This is a genomic window from Kordia sp. (assembly GCF_965224175.1).
Taxonomy (GTDB): Bacteria; Bacteroidota; Bacteroidia; order Flavobacteriales; family Flavobacteriaceae; genus Kordia.
Genome location: NZ_OZ245041.1, coordinates 58,400 through 78,342, shown reverse-complemented (window position 1 = coordinate 78,342; position 19,943 = coordinate 58,400). Strand labels below are relative to the sequence as shown.

The 19,943-nt window shown below is 32.1% G+C and carries 18 protein-coding genes; 2 read left to right on the top strand and 16 right to left on the bottom strand.

What is annotated here, in order from left to right; translation table 11 throughout:
* Positions 1 to 59: 59 nt before the first annotated feature.
* The 8 genes from ACOQOS_RS00365 to ACOQOS_RS00330 all read right to left on the bottom strand — a co-directional run bounded on the left by ACOQOS_RS00365 (position 60) and on the right by ACOQOS_RS00330 (position 12,609).
* Positions 60 to 3,272: a type I restriction endonuclease subunit R gene (locus ACOQOS_RS00365; RefSeq protein ID WP_420572975.1), complete on the bottom strand. Its 3,213-nt coding sequence runs from the start codon at positions 3,270 to 3,272 to the stop codon at positions 60 to 62.
* A 9-nt stretch (positions 3,273 to 3,281) separates the two neighbouring features.
* Entirely contained in the window at positions 3,282 to 4,562 is a 1,281-nt protein-coding gene (locus ACOQOS_RS00360) for a 5-methylcytosine restriction system specificity protein McrC (RefSeq protein ID WP_420572974.1), read from the bottom strand.
* Positions 4,552 to 7,149 (bottom strand): AAA family ATPase, encoded by a 2,598-nt coding sequence (locus ACOQOS_RS00355; protein ID WP_420572973.1) that lies wholly within the window; start codon positions 7,147 to 7,149, stop codon positions 4,552 to 4,554. Before ACOQOS_RS00355 ends, ACOQOS_RS00360 begins: the two co-directional genes overlap by 11 nt.
* 29 nt (positions 7,150 to 7,178) lie before the next feature.
* Positions 7,179 to 7,406, bottom strand: coding sequence for a hypothetical protein (locus tag ACOQOS_RS00350; RefSeq protein ID WP_420572972.1), 228 nt, complete (start codon positions 7,404 to 7,406; stop codon positions 7,179 to 7,181).
* 82 nt (positions 7,407 to 7,488) lie between these two features.
* Positions 7,489 to 8,721, bottom strand: a complete 1,233-nt coding sequence (locus ACOQOS_RS00345) for a restriction endonuclease subunit S (protein ID WP_420572971.1) — start codon at positions 8,719 to 8,721, stop codon at positions 7,489 to 7,491.
* Positions 8,718 to 10,316, bottom strand: coding sequence for a type I restriction-modification system subunit M (locus ACOQOS_RS00340; protein ID WP_420572970.1), 1,599 nt, complete (start codon positions 10,314 to 10,316; stop codon positions 8,718 to 8,720). The genes ACOQOS_RS00345 and ACOQOS_RS00340 overlap by 4 nt, the downstream gene beginning before the upstream one ends.
* 635 nt (positions 10,317 to 10,951) lie before the next feature.
* Positions 10,952 to 11,335, bottom strand: a complete 384-nt coding sequence (locus tag ACOQOS_RS00335; protein ID WP_420572969.1) for an HU family DNA-binding protein — start codon at positions 11,333 to 11,335, stop codon at positions 10,952 to 10,954.
* Positions 11,336 to 11,904: 569 nt separating this feature from the next.
* Positions 11,905 to 12,609: a Bax inhibitor-1 family protein gene (locus tag ACOQOS_RS00330; RefSeq protein WP_420572968.1), complete on the bottom strand. Its 705-nt coding sequence runs from the start codon at positions 12,607 to 12,609 to the stop codon at positions 11,905 to 11,907.
* Between the two features lie 302 nt (positions 12,610 to 12,911).
* Between ACOQOS_RS00330 and ACOQOS_RS00325 the strand changes: the two genes are divergently transcribed.
* Together ACOQOS_RS00325 and msrB are read left to right on the top strand one after the other, a co-directional pair.
* Positions 12,912 to 13,211, top strand: a complete 300-nt coding sequence (locus ACOQOS_RS00325) for a GIY-YIG nuclease family protein (RefSeq protein ID WP_420572967.1) — start codon at positions 12,912 to 12,914, stop codon at positions 13,209 to 13,211.
* 425 nt (positions 13,212 to 13,636) lie between these two features.
* The gene (msrB, locus tag ACOQOS_RS00320) at positions 13,637 to 14,080 is read left to right on the top strand and encodes a peptide-methionine (R)-S-oxide reductase MsrB (protein ID WP_420572966.1); all 444 of its coding nucleotides are present in this window, start codon (positions 13,637 to 13,639) and stop codon (positions 14,078 to 14,080) included.
* A 218-nt stretch (positions 14,081 to 14,298) separates the two neighbouring features.
* Here msrB and ACOQOS_RS00315 read toward each other — a convergent pair whose 3' ends face one another.
* From ACOQOS_RS00315 to ACOQOS_RS00280, 8 genes are all read right to left on the bottom strand, one after another.
* Positions 14,299 to 14,655: a hypothetical protein gene (locus ACOQOS_RS00315; RefSeq protein ID WP_420572965.1), complete on the bottom strand. Its 357-nt coding sequence runs from the start codon at positions 14,653 to 14,655 to the stop codon at positions 14,299 to 14,301.
* Positions 14,656 to 14,733: 78 nt separating this feature from the next.
* Positions 14,734 to 15,183, bottom strand: a complete 450-nt coding sequence (locus tag ACOQOS_RS00310; protein WP_420572964.1) for a hypothetical protein — start codon at positions 15,181 to 15,183, stop codon at positions 14,734 to 14,736.
* Between the two features lie 95 nt (positions 15,184 to 15,278).
* Positions 15,279 to 15,917, bottom strand: coding sequence for a hypothetical protein (locus tag ACOQOS_RS00305; protein WP_420572963.1), 639 nt, complete (start codon positions 15,915 to 15,917; stop codon positions 15,279 to 15,281).
* A 251-nt stretch (positions 15,918 to 16,168) separates the two neighbouring features.
* A complete protein-coding gene (locus tag ACOQOS_RS00300) occupies positions 16,169 to 16,675 on the bottom strand; it encodes a hypothetical protein (protein ID WP_420572962.1) in 507 nt (168 codons plus the stop codon).
* A 170-nt stretch (positions 16,676 to 16,845) separates the two neighbouring features.
* Complete coding sequence (locus ACOQOS_RS00295; RefSeq protein ID WP_420572961.1) at positions 16,846 to 17,640, bottom strand: hypothetical protein; 795 nt, start codon at positions 17,638 to 17,640, stop codon at positions 16,846 to 16,848.
* A gap of 161 nt (positions 17,641 to 17,801) precedes the next feature.
* Positions 17,802 to 18,491: a hypothetical protein gene (locus tag ACOQOS_RS00290; RefSeq protein ID WP_420572960.1), complete on the bottom strand. Its 690-nt coding sequence runs from the start codon at positions 18,489 to 18,491 to the stop codon at positions 17,802 to 17,804.
* Between the two features lie 164 nt (positions 18,492 to 18,655).
* A complete protein-coding gene (locus tag ACOQOS_RS00285; protein ID WP_420572959.1) occupies positions 18,656 to 19,279 on the bottom strand; it encodes an FMN-dependent NADH-azoreductase in 624 nt (207 codons plus the stop codon).
* A gap of 63 nt (positions 19,280 to 19,342) precedes the next feature.
* Complete coding sequence (locus tag ACOQOS_RS00280; RefSeq protein WP_420572958.1) at positions 19,343 to 19,924, bottom strand: Crp/Fnr family transcriptional regulator; 582 nt, start codon at positions 19,922 to 19,924, stop codon at positions 19,343 to 19,345.
* Between the last annotated feature and the right edge of the window lie 19 nt (positions 19,925 to 19,943).

Below are 19,943 nucleotides of genomic sequence, written 5' to 3'. Positions count from 1 at the left end.
AATTATCAAAACGAACATCTTTGCGGAAAACCGTATCTACTATAATTAACAGCTTTTCTCTAACTCGCATTCCTACTATACACACTTTCACCATTTCCGTAATAGTTAGTGTAGATATGTTGATATACGTTTGCTGTTTTAATTCCTACTTCTTCATCAGTGTAAGAAGCCTGTGGCAAGTATAATAGATTATCGTAGATGGTACTTTTAACTTGAGCCTTAACTTGTCTACTTTCGCGCCAATTTTCAACTTTTAGTTTTTCTTCTTTTAATATCTCAAGTGTTTTGGCTGCTACTTTCTTGACTTCTTTTAACTCCTTGTCAGATAATTCTTTTCCTTCTCTGAGTAAATCAAAAATAGCGAGCGTTTCCTGATTTTTTAGGTTTTCTCTAACGGCTCGTTGTTCCTCAATAGTTAAATCTTGTATAAAGTCATTTAAACTATCAAATGTTTTCAAAGTATCTTCAAGACTTTTTCCTCTGTTATATTCTTCAATGATTTCTTTGTAACGTTCGTAAAATTCTATACGCAATGGGTTTTCATTTAGCATCTGCATCAAGCGTTGTTCGATAGCATTTTGAAGGTTGAATACTAAGGTGTTTTTACGTGGCGCTTTTGAAAAAGCTGCTCTTAGTTTATCAAAGTCTAACGTAGACAAATCTACATATACTTCTTCGCCTTCCTGAACTTCTTCTTTTTGTATAACCACACTGTTACTTACGATAGATTGTAAGTCCATAATAATCTGTGTGATATCTGCTGATTTTACATTTTGATTTAATGCTGTGTAAATAGCTTCAATAGCATTAAAATCCTTTATATAAGGTTTTAAAATGTCAGAAGGAAATATGGCTTTGTATTTTCTAAATACATTACGCGCCATCATTTCAAAAGTGGTACGAGTCGTTTCATTTAAACATACACATTCTGTAGCTTCTTTTATTTTAGCAATCTTTGCCATAGGTTTGGCTTCCTTCAAGTCCTTGATAGAGAAATTAAGTTCCTTCAAATAAGCCTTTACATCTTTAATTGCTTGTTTTAATTCAACTTCTGTATCTTCTATAGGTTCAACGGGTTTTTCAGTAGGCTTTCCATTACTACCTCCTGATCTTCCGCCTTCTCCATATACTGAATATGCTTTCTCTAATTGTTTGTATACATTTCCATAGTCCACAATCAAGCCGTTTTCTTTTTCATCGTCATACACTCGATTTGCCCTAGCAATGGTTTGCATTAATGTGTGACCTTTTATCGGTTTATCAAGATATACCGTAGAAACACAAGGTGCATCAAATCCAGTAATCCACATAGCACAAACAATTGCCAAACGAAATGGATTTTCTTCATCTTTGAATTCCTTCTCCAAGTTTCTCTCTACTATTTTTCTACGATGTACTTCAATATCTAATTGCATCTTACGAAACTTATCCAATTCATTTTGTTCACTACTTACTACCACACATACTTCTGTCTCTTGTACTTTTTTATATTTACGTTTCAGTTGCTGTGCTTCTTGTTGATCTGCAGCCTTTTCAATACGTGCTTCCAACTCTTGTAAATATTCAGGCCAAAACTTCATAACAAGCTCATACATACGCACTGCAGTAGGTTTATCTAAAGCCACATACATGGCTTTTCCTTGATAACCTCGTTCATTAAAATGCCAAACTAAATCTTTAGCAATCGCTTCCAATCGAGGTTGTGAAGTTAATATTGGATAATCTCTATTGAATAAGTATTCGAGTTTCTTTTTTTGATCATCATCCAAGTCTTCATTTTCAAATACCTCAGCCATTTTTTCATCCAAATTTGGATTGGTAATGTCAAGTTTTTCTCCTCTATTCAGATATTTTAATGGTAATGTTGCTTCGTCTTCAATAGCACGTTTAAAGTCATAGATAGATACATACTCTCCAAAGATATTCTTGGTTAATTCTTCTTCTTCTTTGATGATAGGCGTTCCTGTGAAACCCAAATACGAAGCATTAGGCAAACCATGAAAACGCATGTTACGAGCATAGGTTCCTGATTGCGTTCTGTGTGCCTCATCACTTATGACAATCACATTTTTACGTTCGGTAATTAAAGGATATTCACTTTCAAGTTTTGGATCGATTGAAAACTTATGAATGAGCGTAAATACATAACGATGGTTTTCAGAAAGTAACTCACGTAAATGTGCTCTTCCCGTCATTCCTTTTTTCTTTCCTGCAATGATGTTTTTATTATTCACAACACCTACTCCAGAAAAGGTATCATATAATTGATCTTCTAGTTCAGTTCTATCTACAGCAATTAAAAAGGTATAGGAACCACCAAGCTTTCGGTGAATCTTTTCACACAAGAAAACCATGGAATAGGATTTTCCCGAACCTTGTGTATGCCAAAACACTCCAAGTTTTCCTTCTAAGTCTTCTATGTTATGGACATTCTTAATGACTTTATTGACACCAATATATTGATGGTTTTTTGCCATCAACTTTACCACTTCTCCATCTGAATCGTCGAAGAGTAAGAAATTTTCAAAGATATCCATTAAGCGATGTCGATCACAAGTTCCTCTAAGCATCGTATCTAAACTTACTTCACCTTCTTCGTCTTCTTCTATACGTTTCCAATCTAAAAAATAATTGTAAGGACTCGTTATCGTTCCTACTTTAGCATCCAAACCATTACTTAGTATGATAAAACCATTGGTATGAAATACATGCGGAATGGTATCTTTATAATCTTTTAAGTTATCTGCATACGCATGACGTAAATCTTGATGATGTGCTTTAAGTTCAAAGAATACTAACGGAATTCCATTCACAAAGCCTATGACATCGGGACGACGCAAATGCATTTCACCCAATACTTCTAATTGCCGTATAGCTAAGAAATGATTTTCTTCATAGTTATGAAAGTCAAAAACTTTGAGCTTTACTTTTTCCAACTCTCCGTTTTCATTGGTATAACTTACGGGCACTCCTTTTTTTAGAAGAGCACTTTTATCTTTATTAATGCGTCCTATAGTTTGATCAGCTACTTTTTGTACAATTTCTTCAGTAGCTTGTTCATAAGCAATTGCAGGAAGATTCGGGTTTAGTTTTTCAAGTGCCTGTCGTAAGTAGCGGGTTAATACAACTTCACTTTTATCTTCTCTTCCTAATAAACCATGTTCTCCAAAAGATTCTTTGTGCCACGCTGTGAGTACTGTCCAGCCGAGTTCTTCCAACACATCTTGTGTGGCTCTTTCAATAAGATTATCTTCTGAATATTCGTAGCTCATAGACTCCTTTTAAATTGTAGGTAATTTAACACCTATTTTGTAGATATCATAATATTTTTCTATTGCTGTTTTCTTTAAGTTTACTTCCTTAAGATTCTCTAATCCATTTTGATCAGGATGAATAATTAAACAATCAATTACATCTCCTTGCTTTTTATGTAAAGCATGATATACTTTTTTTAATCGTGCATACCCACTTACTTGTCGAATGTCCGAATGATGAATACCATTTAAATATCTAAGTTTATATTTTGCATCAATGACCATTTCAGAATCTTTCTTCGTTAAAAGATAATCTAACTCATTACCAAAGTCTTTAAATTGAAATTTTACTTCGTTTTGAAATTCATCTTTCAACAAGCCTAATACATATAACTCAAAGAGTTTTGACATGTCTATCCAAAATGGTGGCGACTGTACTTTTTCTTGTATTGTATTTGAAATATTATATCCAAAGCGTTTTAAAATCAACTTTGCCAAATACAATGCTTGCTCATACTCTTTATAAAACACATTCGTCTTCGTTTGCTTAATCTCCGTCATTTCAATTTGATCGGATACGCCAGCAAATGCAGGATTAATATAGTTAACTAGATTCTGAATATCGTTACGGTTAGTTATTTTCGAATAGCTTGGCAAATACCGTTTTACAAATTGCAATGCTTTTTTTAGCAATCTGTTTTCTTTGTTATTAATACCAAATTCATCAAAACTACAGTAGGTATATAATTGTTTGTTATTAACTAGGTTCTTTTTAATCGTTTTAGAAACTTGTATTTTTCCTTTTACTGTTCCTTGTAGATTTTGCACTACTTTATAGTAAGATTTCTTTAATCCTTTCCGAACTATTTGCTTAAGAAGCCCTAAAAATTCAACTACTAAAAAAGGCGTTAGTATGTCTTGTTTCTGAGAAATTTCAATAGTAGGCTGCTCCCATTTTACAATGAATAATTCTTTAATTTCTTTTGAAACTTCGGGATGTTTCAATGTTGAAAAAAGCATTCCTATAATATCAATTTCTTGTTCATCACTATTGATTTTAGAAGTTACATGAATGGCAGATGTATTGACTTCTAACCAATCCAACCCAACAAAATATCCAAGTTCTAAAAAATATTTATGATGCTCATCATTCCGTTTGATTAAGGTATAACAAGGTTTACTATCATCTTTTTGCTTATGGTATTTAGGGAAACACCATTGATAATATGGTTTTGTTAAGCATTTAGCATCCTCATCAGCTAACATTGCATTGTAATGCTCATGATATGTGAGTATTTTAACAGACAAACTTTGCTATTTTTTTAATTTCTTCTTTAGCAATTTCTAACAATATACCATCCTTTACATACTCATTAAGTATTGGGATGATTTCATAGTCTAATTTCATCTGTAATCGTTCAGATTCTGTAAACTCAGTAGTTTCTTTCTCTTCCACTAAAAAATAACTATGTCCCAAGTGTATGTCTTTTGCATCAAAATCTGGTGCTAAAAACTTTTCTGTAAACAATGCACTTACTAACTTAAATAACTCCTTTGCTTTTTCATACTGAATTACTTCTTCATTTGGTAACATATCCACAAAAGCAAAACGACGTTTGATGGCATAATCAATATGTCCAACACTTCTATCTGCCGTATTCATCGTTCCGATAATATACAGGTTTTTTGGAATGGTAATTTTAGTATTTCCATCAATCGCATACATACTATTTACTTCATCTCCTCTGTATTCTAATGCATAGATAAGCTCTCCTAACACTGAAGGGAGGTTTGCTCGATTGATTTCATCAATGATTAATACATAATTATTGTTTTCCAGCCTATTTACAAAAGCAGTAAAATTTTGCCAAATAATGTAGTGTTCATGACGATTAAAATTCACTAACTTATGTGATTCTGGATCATTCCAATTTTCTAAGTTGTATTCTTCCATGTTAATCCATGTCTGCATATACCAACTACCATCATCACTTAATGTTTTATAACGCAAATTACCTACCGCATTTTTATGATATCCCCAGATATCTAACAATCGAATTGTTTCTTCTTTATCAAAATAATAGTGAGTTCCATTAGCTTCAGCTTCTTTTCCTTTTTGATATAAATATTCTTCATATTCTGCTGCTAAATCATAATCTTCCAGAGATGATTTTTGTGAAGCCAATTGTGATAATTCAGCAATGATTTTATTTTCTGTTTTATATACAATACTTCCGTTTTCATTTTTTACAGAAATACCTCTTACAAAATCTTCATAACTGTAAGAAGGGTGAAACTGAACGATGTTATAGTTAGCTTCATAACTTGTTTTTGAAGGTTCTCTGTTTTCAAATAAATATTTTGCTACTGCTAATTCGTAAGGTTCTTTTCCATTTATATTTGTTGGCTGTATTCCATTAGTAAGTTCATTGTATTTTTTAATGATGTTTTTAAAACTCGCATCCCAAGCTTGATTTGCTCGTTCTGAAGAAAGCATGATTGCCGATTCTGTAATTTCATCAATAGTGTAATAATCTGCTACACCACTTGCATTGGCAATCGTATCTCCTACACTAATTGAATCCTCAATACTTTCTTTTGTCAAAGATTCATAACTTGTTACACTTCTACTTCCTGCTAAATGTGCTGCAATTTTCTTTGCAGTATAGGTTTTACCCGTACCAGGAGGTCCTTGTAAAATGATTTGTTTTTTATATTTTAATATATCTATGTATTCTGATAGTTTTGCTTTTTCCATGGAAGTATCATTCAAAATTTCTTTTTTTAATAGTGCATAAGTGCCTAGTATATCTTGATAATTAAAGGTGTCTGCATGTTTCAATTGATTATTACTTGAATCTGCAAAATCTAACAAACCAAACGTAAGTCCATTATGAATTTCTAAAAACAATTGTTTTGCTAACTTTTGAGACTTGTATATTTTATTATATATAGCAAACCAAAGTCTATTATTTCCTTGGTTTTGCGCTCCGTCAAAGTGTACTAGTTTTACTTTGGTTTCTTGCTGTATCTCTAAATCTTCCTGTATTTGATGGATTAACCCTTTAAAATAGTTTTCCAAAGAAACTTTCTCTTTATCAAACAAAAAGGTATATAGTATTCTAAAATTTGAAGACCAAGCTTGGTATACCTTCTTTTCAAAAGACGCATCTAATTCTTTTTTTAATTCATTTATTATTAAGGCATCTAGATTTGTTTTTTGAAGTAATAGATCTAATAATTTACTTCTCAATAAAACAACTGGCTTTGCACTGATATCGCCTCTCTGTAGATAGGTATATTGTATTTTCTTTAATTCAATAGTACCTAATGCATTAATTTTTTGAAATAGTATACGTTCATCTTTCATCAATGTATCATACTCCAATTGCATCGCAATATAATCATCCATAGTAGGTACTAACTTTGCTAACGCTGCTTCTCTTTTTGCTTCTATCTCTGCATAAGTAGTATTAAAAACAGGTTGCAAAATTTCTTTTTCAAAAAGTGTTTTATCAGATAACGGTATTTCAATAAATGTAGAATTATTTTTAGGTGACCACCATTTGTCTAATGACTTATCATGAGCTTCTGGCGCTACTGCATTTTCTATAAGTACATATTCTCTATCCGTCCATTCATCTTCTCTTTTTATAATAGAAAACAAAGGTCTTTCATCTACAAACATTCCAATAAACTCAATAGAGTCATTTGACCTACATACATAAAATAAATCTCCTTTCTTCGCAGATAAAAAATCTTCTCCCTGTGATTTAGAGCTTTGTCCTTTAGCATTTGTAAATGGATATACACTTACTAGATTCGTATCTTTTAATAACTGTGTTTGTTTATTATTAAGATATTTCTGTCCATGAGACAGTTTGTAAAACTTCATTGGTTATTGTTCTATTTTTGGTTAAGTTCTTATTTATTAATACTCGTATTTTGCAACAATATTAATTTCAATATTTCAATACTCTTCAAAGCCCTTCTTCCTTGACTCGCATAATAACTTATTTGTGCTTTTTGCAGCGCATTAGGCACAAATGCATGTGCTAGTATTTCTTTATTTACTTTTGTAATCATGGTTCTTAAATTAGTAACATACGTTTCTAATTGTATAATTCTTTCTTTTATAAATTCTTCAATCATATTTTTCTTTTAGAATAAATATGTAGAAAAATAGTAAACGTCACTTTTTCTCTTTTTTTTCTTTCATTTCATTCCCTAAAACCTATGAAACACCTTGTCCCAAACATGTCGAAGAATCTATCATCCCAGTCATTAAACGCGGTAATAAAATATCGCGGGCTTCTTGTAGGCGTTGGTTTTGGCTTACATATGTTGAAATTAATTCTAAAATATAAGCACCTATTTTATTATATTCTTGAATCAAATTATCTTTTGGAATAATTACCGGATATTTTTGAAGAACTTCCCAATTAGCTCTAGGCATCTTAGTTCCATTAGATGATTGTGTTGCTGAATCAACAAAGTGATTGCTGTAAACTGTTTGTAAAATTAAGCCATGTAAATTATTCTTTTTAGGTCGCAAAATTATGGTGTCTGAAGAAGCTACACCATCAATCAGAGCTACACCAACTTTATGAAAATAAGGTCTAATTTTTCCAAAAAGTATATCTCCTTTTTTAAATCTATATTTTGAACTATTAACTTTTTCTACAGTTTCCCAATTGGACAATGTAATTGATTTCCTAGGAATATGCTCTAAACCTATATATGGTGTATTCTTGTTTAAGGACTTAGGGTTAATCATTTTAGATTGAAGATTTATCAAACTACCAAGCTCTAACTTCTCCCACCCAACAGGCAAACCACTCTCTGTATCAAAATTCGCAGTTTCATATCCTGGAAATTTCATACGTACAAACCATTCTTCATAGGTTTGCTGTGCTTGTTCTTCTAAAAGCTTGATTCGCTTGAGATTGTTTTCTATCAAATCATCATAAGCGGATAAAATGGACGCTATTTGGCGTTGGGTTTCTTTTGATTTTGGAACATCAATTTTAATAGCACAAAAATTAGACTTACTTACATGATGTCTTCCTGAAGCTGTACCAGGGTTTGCATTTAAAACTTTTGGAAGATTAATTTTAAGAACGTAATACACAAAATCTTCATCATAATCATCGTTAGGTATTACAACATTTACAGATTGATTTGTGAAACAATATCTATCTGCTTGAAATATTTTTTCACCAACAGTACCAATAGTAACAACTCCAGTTGCTTTTGGTGGAATATATGAGTTCTTATATTTTTTAAATGCCTTTTCTGAATAGTTTTCATCCCAAGTTGTAACATACCTTCTATCAATGTCCATATCAGTTGGTTTAATAAAAGGATATTCACTTCCGTAATTTAAAGGATCTTTTTTAGGTGGCGTATTTCCAGTTATAACTTGACCTAAATCTCCAATTTTCACTCTTTTCCAACCATCTCTCATAACTTCATCGATTGAATTTGTTGCATTAAAGCATTGGCTTCAGTATTAAGTTCTGCTAATTCTTTATGAATTTCCTGCATGCGGCCTTTATAATCAAAGTCCATATCTATATCAATCTTTACGCCTACATAACGCCCTGGAGTTAAGCTATAATCTTGTTCTTTGATATCTGCTAGCGTGGCTATTTTACATAAGCCTTCTACGTCTTGGTAGGTGTTGTTTGGAAAATGTTCGTTGAGCCACTTATTTTGTTTCAAAGACTCTTCGGCTCCGCTCAGAGTCAGATTATCATTTCTAAAGGCATTCATGATAGCGGTAAGTCCTTCTAGTTGGTCTTCGCTAAAGTCATTGACCGTAGTACTAACTTTTCGGAAAGTATTTCGGGCATCAATCATTAAAACCTTGTCTTTATTTTCTTTAGATTTTCCTTTATTGAAAAACCAAACATGACACGGCAAACTTCGTGTATAAAAGAAGTTGTTACTAATGGCTACAATGCATTCAACATCGCCTGTTTCAATGAGTTGTTGACGAATGCGTTTGTCTGCATTTCCTGAATCTGTTGCCGAGCTTGCCATGACAAAACCTGCACGTCCAGTATTATTTAAGTAACTGTGGAAGTATTGCATCCACAGATAGTTTCCGTTGCTGATGGTTCCTTTTCCTGTAAGTGGCGGTCCAAAAGGCAAGCGTTCATCTTCTGTAAGGAATTTATTTTTAACATCAATTTTATCTACATTAAACGGTGGATTTGCCATGACAAAGTCACACTTTCCTGTCAACTCATGCGGATTGGTATAGAAACTATTGCTTTCTATAATCTTTCCTTCTATCCCATGAATTGCCAAGTTCATTTTTGCCAAGCGTGTATTGTTACTCTTTAGTTCTGTACCATATACCGTAATGGCTTCGTTGACACTTTTATTTTCATGATTTTTGATAAAGTGTGCCGTTTGTACAAACATTCCGCCCGAACCACAGGCAGGATCGTGTACAATACCATGATTGGGTTGTATAAAGTTGACAATCAAATCAACTAAAGATGGTGGTGTGAAGAATTCACCTCCTTCCTGTGCTCCTGCGCCTTGCATGGAGAATTTCATCAAGAAAAATTCATAAATACGTCCAAACACATCGCCTTTGGCTTGCTTTACAGCATCTTTGTTAAATACACGTACCAAATCGCGCAGTAGCTTATCATCAAACTCTTGATAGCTTTTCGGTAAAATTCCTTCCAGTTCAGGATATTCCGCTTCAATCAACTTCATTGCATTGTTGATTGCTTGTGCTATAGGTTCACTTTCAGGTAAATTGGCTAAGTAATCATACTTGGCTTTTTCAGGTAGCAAAATAGCACCTGCGCCTGTGTAGTCTTCTTTTTTTGCTTCACGCTTTTGTCCTGTTCGAGGATTGATTGGTAAGTTTTTATCTATTTCAGTCTTTGCATCTTCATATCTATTCTGTGCAAAGCGTAGCAATACCAATCCTAACAAAGGATCTTTATATTCAGCAGCAGTTAATTTGGAATTCGCTCTTAAATCATCGGCAGCATCCCATAATTCAGCTTCTAATTTCTTTATATTTTCTTGGGTCATTATTTAATGGAGTCTTTAAAACTTAAAAATAGTATTAATTATAAATTTGAACTAATAACCTTACGGAATATCATCAAAAAACATAAAGTATCTTTAATTTTTAGTACACTTTTAATAGTATGAATTCAATAATACAGCTAATTCATAAATTGACGTTACGGAAAACCACATTCTAGAATGTGGTTGTTTGATAATTTATCAATGTGTTTTAGGCATTAACACATTACTTCAAAGAACATGTCTACTATACGATAAGCAGATTAACAAATCAATAGACTTCCTCATAAGGACGTTTCAAATAATGCTAAATAACATTTTACGCACAGTTAGTTAACAAAAAACATCTTTTCTGCTCCATTTTATGAATAGAAAACCACTAAACTCTACCCCAAAACAACCCCGCAAAAAAACCTCCTTAGGTATTACACAAAACCACAGGAGGTTTTTACCAAAAGCAGCGGAGGTTTTTGGTAAAACCTCCGCTGCTTTTTTACGATTCACGCAAACAACTAATTATCAGTCAAATAAATAATTATATAGATTCAATTTTAAAGCATAAAAAAAGCACTTAAAGAATTATATATTCCTTAAGTGCTTTTAGTTGAAATACTACCTTAAAAAAGCTAAACTTCTGCTTAACTTACTTTGGTATAGGATAATACTTTGAGCATATTTTTTAATTCTTTCCCTGGACGGTAGTTGACTTTTGCACTTTTGATGTTGCTTGCCCCTACTTCCTCAGGCGTATCAGAAGGATTGCTACTGATACCGATAGAAAAGGTTCCGAGTTTTCCTAAGTTGACACTTCTACCTTCGCTCAATTCTCCTTGAATGACATTGACTAATCCAATGATTACTGCATAGATATCATTTTGTCGTACGGTAGAACCATCTCCTACTAATACAGATAGTCTATCAATGTCTACTGTTCCGTCACTTACCGCAATGGCATAACTTTTTGGAGTTGCTGCCAAGTCTTGCGGATTTTTCTTTTGAATTACTTTGAATTTTACTGGCATTTTTTGTTTCGTTTTAATGTTAATATTCAGTATGAAAACATGGTACCTATTGCTTTCATAGTGTGAATCTCAACTATTTTTTTGAAACGATTCCTATGAATAGTGTTTAAGCGTGGTAAATTCAGGGAAAACATCCGAACGCAAGTTTTCCTTTTCTTACAGAATTAACTCTTTTTAAGAAATGAGTGCTGAGTTTACCTGTTTTTTAGGGCTGCTTCTTTGCGGAATATAACTGTAGTAATCTGTTTATCATATAACACAATATGTACTTCAACTCTAAGACTGCCACGTCGCAAACTCCTCGCAGTGACGTATCATAATCAAATGAAATTCGTAGTATTAGATACGTCTTTGCGAACGTTTAAAAAAACGTGTGGCAATCTGTGGCTTTAAAAAACGATTATGCAATATGATAAACAGACTACTTCGACTAAGCTCAGCACAAGTAACATGTCGAAAACTCCTCGCAGTGACTTATTATAGCAACACTTCGGCTCCGCTCAGTGTAAAAAAAAGCCGCTTTACATGACTGCAAAGCGGCTTTGATATATAGTGGATGTGTTTTTTATTTATTCACTTAAAAAGATACTGATTATGTACCAGAATAGTAACATTAAGGATGCAAATAATCCTAATGAAGCCGCTACATATTGATCTTCTTCGTATTTATGAATCATGTTAGATGTTTGGTATAAGATAGATCCTGCTGCTAATACAACCATTCCTACGCTAAACCATAATCCTAATTCGAAACCTCCAAAGAGTGTTCCTGCAACTATTAATCCTATAGCTAAGAAACTTCCTATGGTAATGATCGATTTTAGGAATGAAAAGTCCTTTTTAGTAGTAAAAGCTACCATTGACAGCCCTGCAAATAATGCTAGTGTCATGATTGCTGCCTGACTTAAGATGTCTGTTTGTCTTGCTCCCGATACTTCTATAGCAATGTAGATTAACGGAACAAAGATGAAGGCTTCTGCAATTACATACAGAAATAATCCTGCATGATGCATTGTTTTGTTTTTGGAACTTAATGCCATACGTTCGGCATAGTTGGTGACAAACATGAATCCTCCTAAGACGACTAGCCATGTCCAACCTTGCATCATTTTTAATCCTATGTTGACAATAAAATCAACTTGTAGAAATAGATATTCTACCACGATAAATAGTAATACGGCAAAGGCTAAGTATGTATATGTTTTTTTGTAAAATGCCGTTCTAGCTTCTTCTTTTAGAGCGCTAACGGGCAATGCTTGTTTGAATTCTTCCATGTGTTCTCGGTATTTAATAGTATCAAATTTAATATTTCCTTTTTAACTCTGCAATTGAAATACCTTAAATGTGTGTTAATTTGGTTATAGATGTGATCAAATGAATTTCGTAAAATTAGAAACGTCTTTGCGAACGTTTGGAAAACGTGTGGCAATCTGTGGCTTCAAAAAACTATTTTGTTATATAATGAACAGACTATTTCTAGTAAGCTCAGCACAAGTACCATGTCGCGAACTCCTCGCAATGAAGTATCAGATCATTACGTTTCTTATTTAATAAAAAAACAACTTATATTTATTACATGAAAAATCCTTGTATATACATATTATCGAATAAAAATAATACTGTTCTATATATAGGTGTAACATCAAATCTTACAAAGAGAATATACCAACATAAATCAAAAAAACATAAAGGATTTACTACTAAGTATAATTGTAATAAATTAGTTTATTTTGAAGAGTTTCAATCGATGAATGAAGCTATTTTTAGAGAAAAGCAATTAAAAAAAGGAAATCGTAAACGTAAAGAAGAACTTATTTATAAAGAGAATCCAGAGTGGAAAGATTTAGCTGAAGGTTGGTTATTTTATTTCGATTAATCAGGAAATGTCTTTCCGAACGTTTGAGAAAACGATTGTGCTATATAAATAAACAGACTGCCGCGTCGCGAACTCCTCGCAGTGACGTATCATAACATGATCAGATGAATTTCGTAAAATTAGAAACGTCTTTGCGAACGTTTGAGAGAACGATTGTGCTATATAAATAAACAGACTGCCACGTCGCGAACTCCTCGCAGTGACGTATCATAACATGATCAGATGAATTTCGTAAAATTAGAAACGTCTTTGCGAACGTTTGGAAAACGTGTGGCAATCTGTGGCTTCAAAAAACTATTTTGTTATATAATGAACAGACTACTTCTAGTAAGCTCAGCACAAGTACCATGTCGCGAACTCCTCGCAGTGACGTATATTAGCTTAGTTCATAAATCATTATCTTTGCATGAAAGAAAAAGAAATATATGCTTACTTGGAAAGATATTATACACTATGCATCTCATGGAAATAAGAAACCCGATACACGTGTAGAGAAAACTGAAGCAGAATGGAAAGCACTGTTAACTCCTGAACAATTTTATATTACACGTCAGAAAGGAACAGAACGTGCTTTTTCTGGAGAGCATTGCAGTCGTTACGATCCGGGTGTGTATAGTTGTGTATGTTGTAATACGCCTTTGTTTGATTCTAATTTGAAGTTTACTTCCAGTAGCGGTTGGCCAAGTTTTACAGAACCTGTAAAAGATAATGTGATCAATTATATTAAAGATACGTCGTATGGAATGATCCGTGTAGAGGTGACTTGTAGCACTTGCGATGCACATTTAGGACATGTATTCCCTGATGGACCTGAACCAAGTGGTTTGCGTTTTTGTATCAATTCGGAATCGTTGGTCTTGGAGGAATAGCTTTTTAGATTTGCTTCGCTCGATTTAAAAATGATTCAAGGTTGTTTCGATTTTAAGTTGTGACGTAAAGAAGAGTGTTCTTTTATAAATAACTTATTACTCATAAATCTTCAATTTAAAAAGTTCGGCTTTGGAAGTTTTGCTTTGATAAACTTAGTAAGGCTATCCAGAAGAGCTTTGATGTTCTGATTGTATTAACTTTCTTAGCTTTAATGATTTTATTCTTTTTTATCCACTTTAATTACCCAAAGCTTTTTGTCTAATTTATATTTAGTCAAGATAGATTCATTTGGAATAGTCCAACCAAAGTCTGCTTGATTTTCATCAGCAATAATCATAGTATAGATTTTTCCAACTTCAAAAAACCCATCTTTATAGAATTCGGGGCAAGTAAAAATCACTCCTATTGAATCACGCTTATAAGTAGTATCAGAAAATTTAATTATTTCAAATTCGATAACTGTTCCCCACGCAATTATTCCACAATGAGGAGTCTCTGAAATTTTGTTGATTATCTTTCCTTTTAGTTCAAATTGATTTCCGCGGACTGAACCAACCTGTCCAAATCCAGCCATAGACATGAACATCAAAATCAATATAATAATTACCCTTTTCATTTTTTATTGTGGTTTTCTACTATTAGCACAAGTTATTTATCCATCAATAGTCATATATTTTGGTTCCATTCCCTCAAAATCTATTGAAACATAATGTCTCATTGCTTTTGAATCATACGTTATTGACCATTCTGTTTTATTATTTTGAATCCGACCAATTGATATTCCATCAAAATCAAATTCTTCATCAAACTCATTCAGTGCAGCATCTTGAATATTGTCTTTCAATTCTTTTTTTAAGAATGGTAGTATTATGGTTTCTTTGATTTCATGATATTCATCGTCCAACTTTTTAAAGAATTCTTTTTGTTTATTGGTGGGTCCATTTTCATCAGCGACAACACTAATTCCAATTCGTTTTCCTTGAAAATTCACTTCCCCATCATAAAAGTTCTTTGAAGAATCTTTGAATTTTGTGTATCCCATTTCTCCAAATAAGTCATCAATAAACTTTGGCTTTTTCTTAAAAATATCAAATATGCCCATCGTTTTTTAATTTATGTTAATGGTTTTATGTTTGAGATTGTAGTTAACATTTAGCATAAGCTGCATTTAATGTTAGGTTTTGGTGCGGCAAATTTTTATTCTTCTTTGTTTTGTAAAATTTCTTGAACTTTTTGTGCAGCTTTCTTTTGTTCTATTTTTTTGGATTGCTTTTGTTTTAACTTTGAATTCTTTTCGGTTTCTCTGAATTTTCGCAATTCTTCTGTATCCATTCCTTTGGTTTTTCTTTTGGAAGGAAAATCAGGAACTCTCACTAATACGTTTGAGTCAGGATCAACATAAAATTCTTTGTAAACATGAATGTTCCAATCATAAGGTATATTTGGATTGAGTAGCAAATATTTCTGTTCTCTTTTATCCCAAAGTCCATCTTCTCTTTTTTCAATTAAATCGGCAACAAACCACTTTAAACAATCCTTATACTCACTTAATTTATTAGGTATTCTATCTGACACTTCTTTTTCAACATTATTCCAATTTGATCCGTTTTTATCTCTCAAAAATCGTATCAACAATCCGTAGTTTATTTTGTTATTAAAGAATTTAAAACTTTGCCCCATGCCTTCAAAAGTTGGCAATTCCTCCCAATTTTTATTTTTCTTTGAGTTTCTGGTATCCGAATAGTCACTATCATCAACATATCTTCTCTTACTCCCAGAAGTTTTAAGTCTTGAAATCAACCATTTCTTGTTATGTCTGTTTCCTTTATTGCTCATTTTTTAATTCACCTACAATAGTTTCATGTAATCATCAGTTAACTGACCTTAAATTTGCGAGTGAATCTGGGTTTTGTAGAATATACCGTAACTCTAGTCACATATTGTTGTACCTTGTTTCTATTTCGATTCAGTTTTAATTCAATAAGTAAAAACTTGAATAACTCTATATTTCCCTGCATTTCTTATATTATGCACTTCTATATTCTTAATATTCCATTCTGATTTTTCTTAAACATACTTAAAGTTTACTACTTGTATTTCTCTATTATTTCATAGATACTATCTCTTCCAGCATAGGATAAAAATCCCCATTTCATTGTCCTTGTCATTGGTGAAGAATGGGTTTGTCGCTTTGCACAATCCAATTCTGTAATACCAATTACCTTATCGTTTTGGTCATAAAATATAATTGATTGATTCGGTTTGAAAGTTTCGATTTTCCCCCAAACATATGATGTCGAATCATTTAATATTTTAACCAGCTTTTCAGTGTCTTTCTTGTTTATTTTTTTAGAAAGACTAAAATAACCTGAGTAAATTTCTGCGTGTTGCGCAATTTCGTTTATAAAGTTTATTCCGCTCTGTTTTTCAAATTCAACGTCTGAGTCGTAAGTCAATTTCCAATCTCTTTCAGTTGGGTAATTATATACAACGTTTAAATCCGTTTTTAGTTTTTTAAAATTCGGATAAGTAACTATTCTAAAAATAGCCAAAATGAAAAGAATAAATATAGAAGTGAGTACGATTTTTTTCATGTGTGCAGTAATGGTTTATGTATGAGTAGTAGCTGATTACCAATAATTAATTTTTCAGTTTAAGACAAAGTCATATTTTTATATTTTGTTTTTAATTTCTATTTATAAACATACAGAAACTTCTCGGTTAAACACTTATTAGCTATGCTTACGCACCATGCTACCAACACTTATTTTCCCTTTATCCATTTCACAAGTGAAACCGCCTCTTTCCATGTTTCGGCTACTGCGCCATCAGTGGTTTCTCCTGTATAATTTTCGTAATCTTTTAAAATATTCCAGGCGCTTTCATTTCCACTTAATGCAACAACAACTAGCTTTCCTATTTCCAATTCCCATTCATCACTAATTCCTTGTCCTTTTTTAATTGAATTCAAGAAATCGGCTTGTGTTTTTGGGTCTATTCTTATAGTTTTTATTTTAGGAGTAATTTCTGAAACTATTATTTCAGTAGTATTACTTGAAACTTTTTGTTCAGCTATCTGTATAAGCTCCCAACTCCAATTCTCTCCACTTGGAAGATACCTTAATTCTTCAATTATTAATGAATTTTCGGTTTCTTTAATTCGGCAAGTTTGAGTAGCGTCATATTCAACATAAGATTTTCCAGTTAAACAGTCAAATATGTTAAATTCTGACATTATAAGATTTTTATCTTCTTGAATTTCCTTATCATAATAACCACAAACATTGACTGAGCTTCCATTTAAGAATTTAAAAATCAGAGAAGGTTTGTCTCCTTTAGTTGAACCAATTCCATTGAAACATTTACAGTTAGAAGATTTATTGTTTTCTATTAATTGTTTTGTTTCTTTAGTTTCAATGACTGTATCGGATTTTTTAGGTTTTATTTGACCTTTCTGTTCTACTATTTCCTTTATTTCTGTTTTTTTATTTGAGTTTTGTTTTTCACCGCAAGAAAATATGAAAATCGGAAAAAACAGTAATAATATTAGTTTCTGCATTTTTTTCTAATTGATAGTAAAACATCTTATAAACCTTGTTTAAAGGTTTTAATTCTTGATTTTGGTTAAGTACTGACGTTAGTAATTACAAACCGAATAGAAAATTTGCAAAGACTTTTGATTAGTACTAGCAATTAATTGTACACGTTATTACAGGAAATCTATTTTATGTTTTCTTTAATGAATTCTCGTATCTCTCCAATTTTAGCTTTATTTGCTTTTATGGCACTTTCTCTGTCAAGCCTATTAATTTGTAGTCTCCATAAGTAGCTTTTAATCAAGTTTTTTTCTTTCTCACTTAGATTTAAAGGTTGTTTTAAGCCAATAATGTTTCCTGTTTCATCGTACTTAAAGTTTGGCGAAATGGAGTTGTTGATTTTCTCGAAATAGTTCCTCATGTATTTATTCTCATCATACTCTTCGGTAAATTTTTTATGTAATTTATACCTCACTTCATATAAATCGATTATGGTTTTTCTTAACGAGTCATTTTCAATCATTTCTAAACCAACAGATTTTAGAGTTTCATAGCCTGAAGTATTCTGAATCGTTACAAAATCTCTCGTTAAATAGAAATAATATGTTGCTAATGAATCGTTGTCTACTTCTACATTATCAACAATTTTTCTAAAATAATTAACGGCTTTTAGGTTATATTTTATTGATTTTTCGTCGTTGTGTAAATCAATACTATCTCTTTCTAATCCGTTGTAAATTTCAGTCAAGATCGTTTTTTCGGTCAACCTTTCATTTTTATTTTGATTCCATCTGTCTAATAAAAATGCAAATGTTACAGCGAAAAAGACAGATAAAAATTCGTAAATATATTTCTTTATTTTTTTGACTTTCATTCTAATTTGATACGTGTTTTAAATTGTCTATAACGGTGATTGCATGAGCAATAACGGGTTTTCATCTACTTCTTTTCGGAAAGCAATATACTTTAATAAAATGAAAAACGGTTCAAGTTTACACTTAAACCGCTATTGCTTACACACATTGTTGGCAACAGTTTTTATATCTGTTTAATCCTTTGATAGATTTTCTTTTTGGAGTTCTCAAATATTTCTCCACCAAACTCTTCATTATCTAATGAGATTATAGAAATGTCTTTTATTCCCATAATTCCGAAGACGAATTTCAAATAGGTGGTTTGAAAATTCATATGTTCGTTTTTCTCATTTTCTCCATAACCTGTGTCGCCACGACTTGACAGAATGAACATTTTTTTGTTTTCAAGAATTCCAACATAATCTCCGTCAGGTTTTCCTGAACGGAATTTCCAAGTTTCATTAATTCTCATAAGTTGGTCTATATAAGATTTTAGCCCGCTCGGTATTGACCAATTGTACATTGGCGTTCCTAAAACGTAAATATTATGTTCTTTAAATTCTTTAACTAATTCATTGCTGAACTCAACTCCTGACTGGTTTTCTTTTGTTCTTTCCCTTGGTTTGATAAATGCACTTTCAATCCATTTTTCATTTATTGGTGGAATTTCCTCCAATCCAACTTCTCGGTGAGTAAAATTGTCATCAGAATTTTTCTTTTTCCAATTTTCCTCAAAAAGTTGCGTTAGTTTTCGGCTATGGGATTTTTCATTTCTTACACTTGCGTTGATGATTAATACTTTGTTCATATTCGTAAATTTTGATTATGAGACAAAGTTCTCAATTGGGAAAGTGAAAAAAATTGATGTAGTTTAAGACGCTTTGATTTTTTTACGCATTCTACTCAAAAATTCGGCTGTAATTCCTAAATAAGATGCAATTAGATAGTTGGGGACTTTCTCTGAGATTTTAGGGTAATTTTCTAAAAAATCCAAATATCGTTGTTCTGCATCAAGAATGTTATTTAAGATTATTCTCCGTTGTAAACTTCCAAGATAATTTTCGAGAATGATTCTAAAAAAGCGTTCAAGTTTTGGAACTTTTGTTAACATTTCTTGAAAAGAGTCATAACGAATCTGTATTAATTTAGTTTTTTCAATGGCTTGGATGTTATAAATCGAAGGCTTTTGTTTTTGAAAACTATCAATATCTGTTGCCCACCAATTTTCAATTGCAAAGTATAGGATTTCTTCCCTTCCTGTTTTGGAGTTTATGTAAAAAGCTTTCAATGTTCCATTAAGAACAAAATTATCCGTTCTGCAAGTTTCCCCGTTTCTCAATAGATAATCCCCTTTTTCAAGTGTTTTTTCTGCCCAAAACGTTTCGATTAAATTTTCTTCTTCGGAGCTTAATTTAATATATTTTGAAATTGATTTGATTAGTTGCTCTTTCATTCAAATTATTCCTAACGCT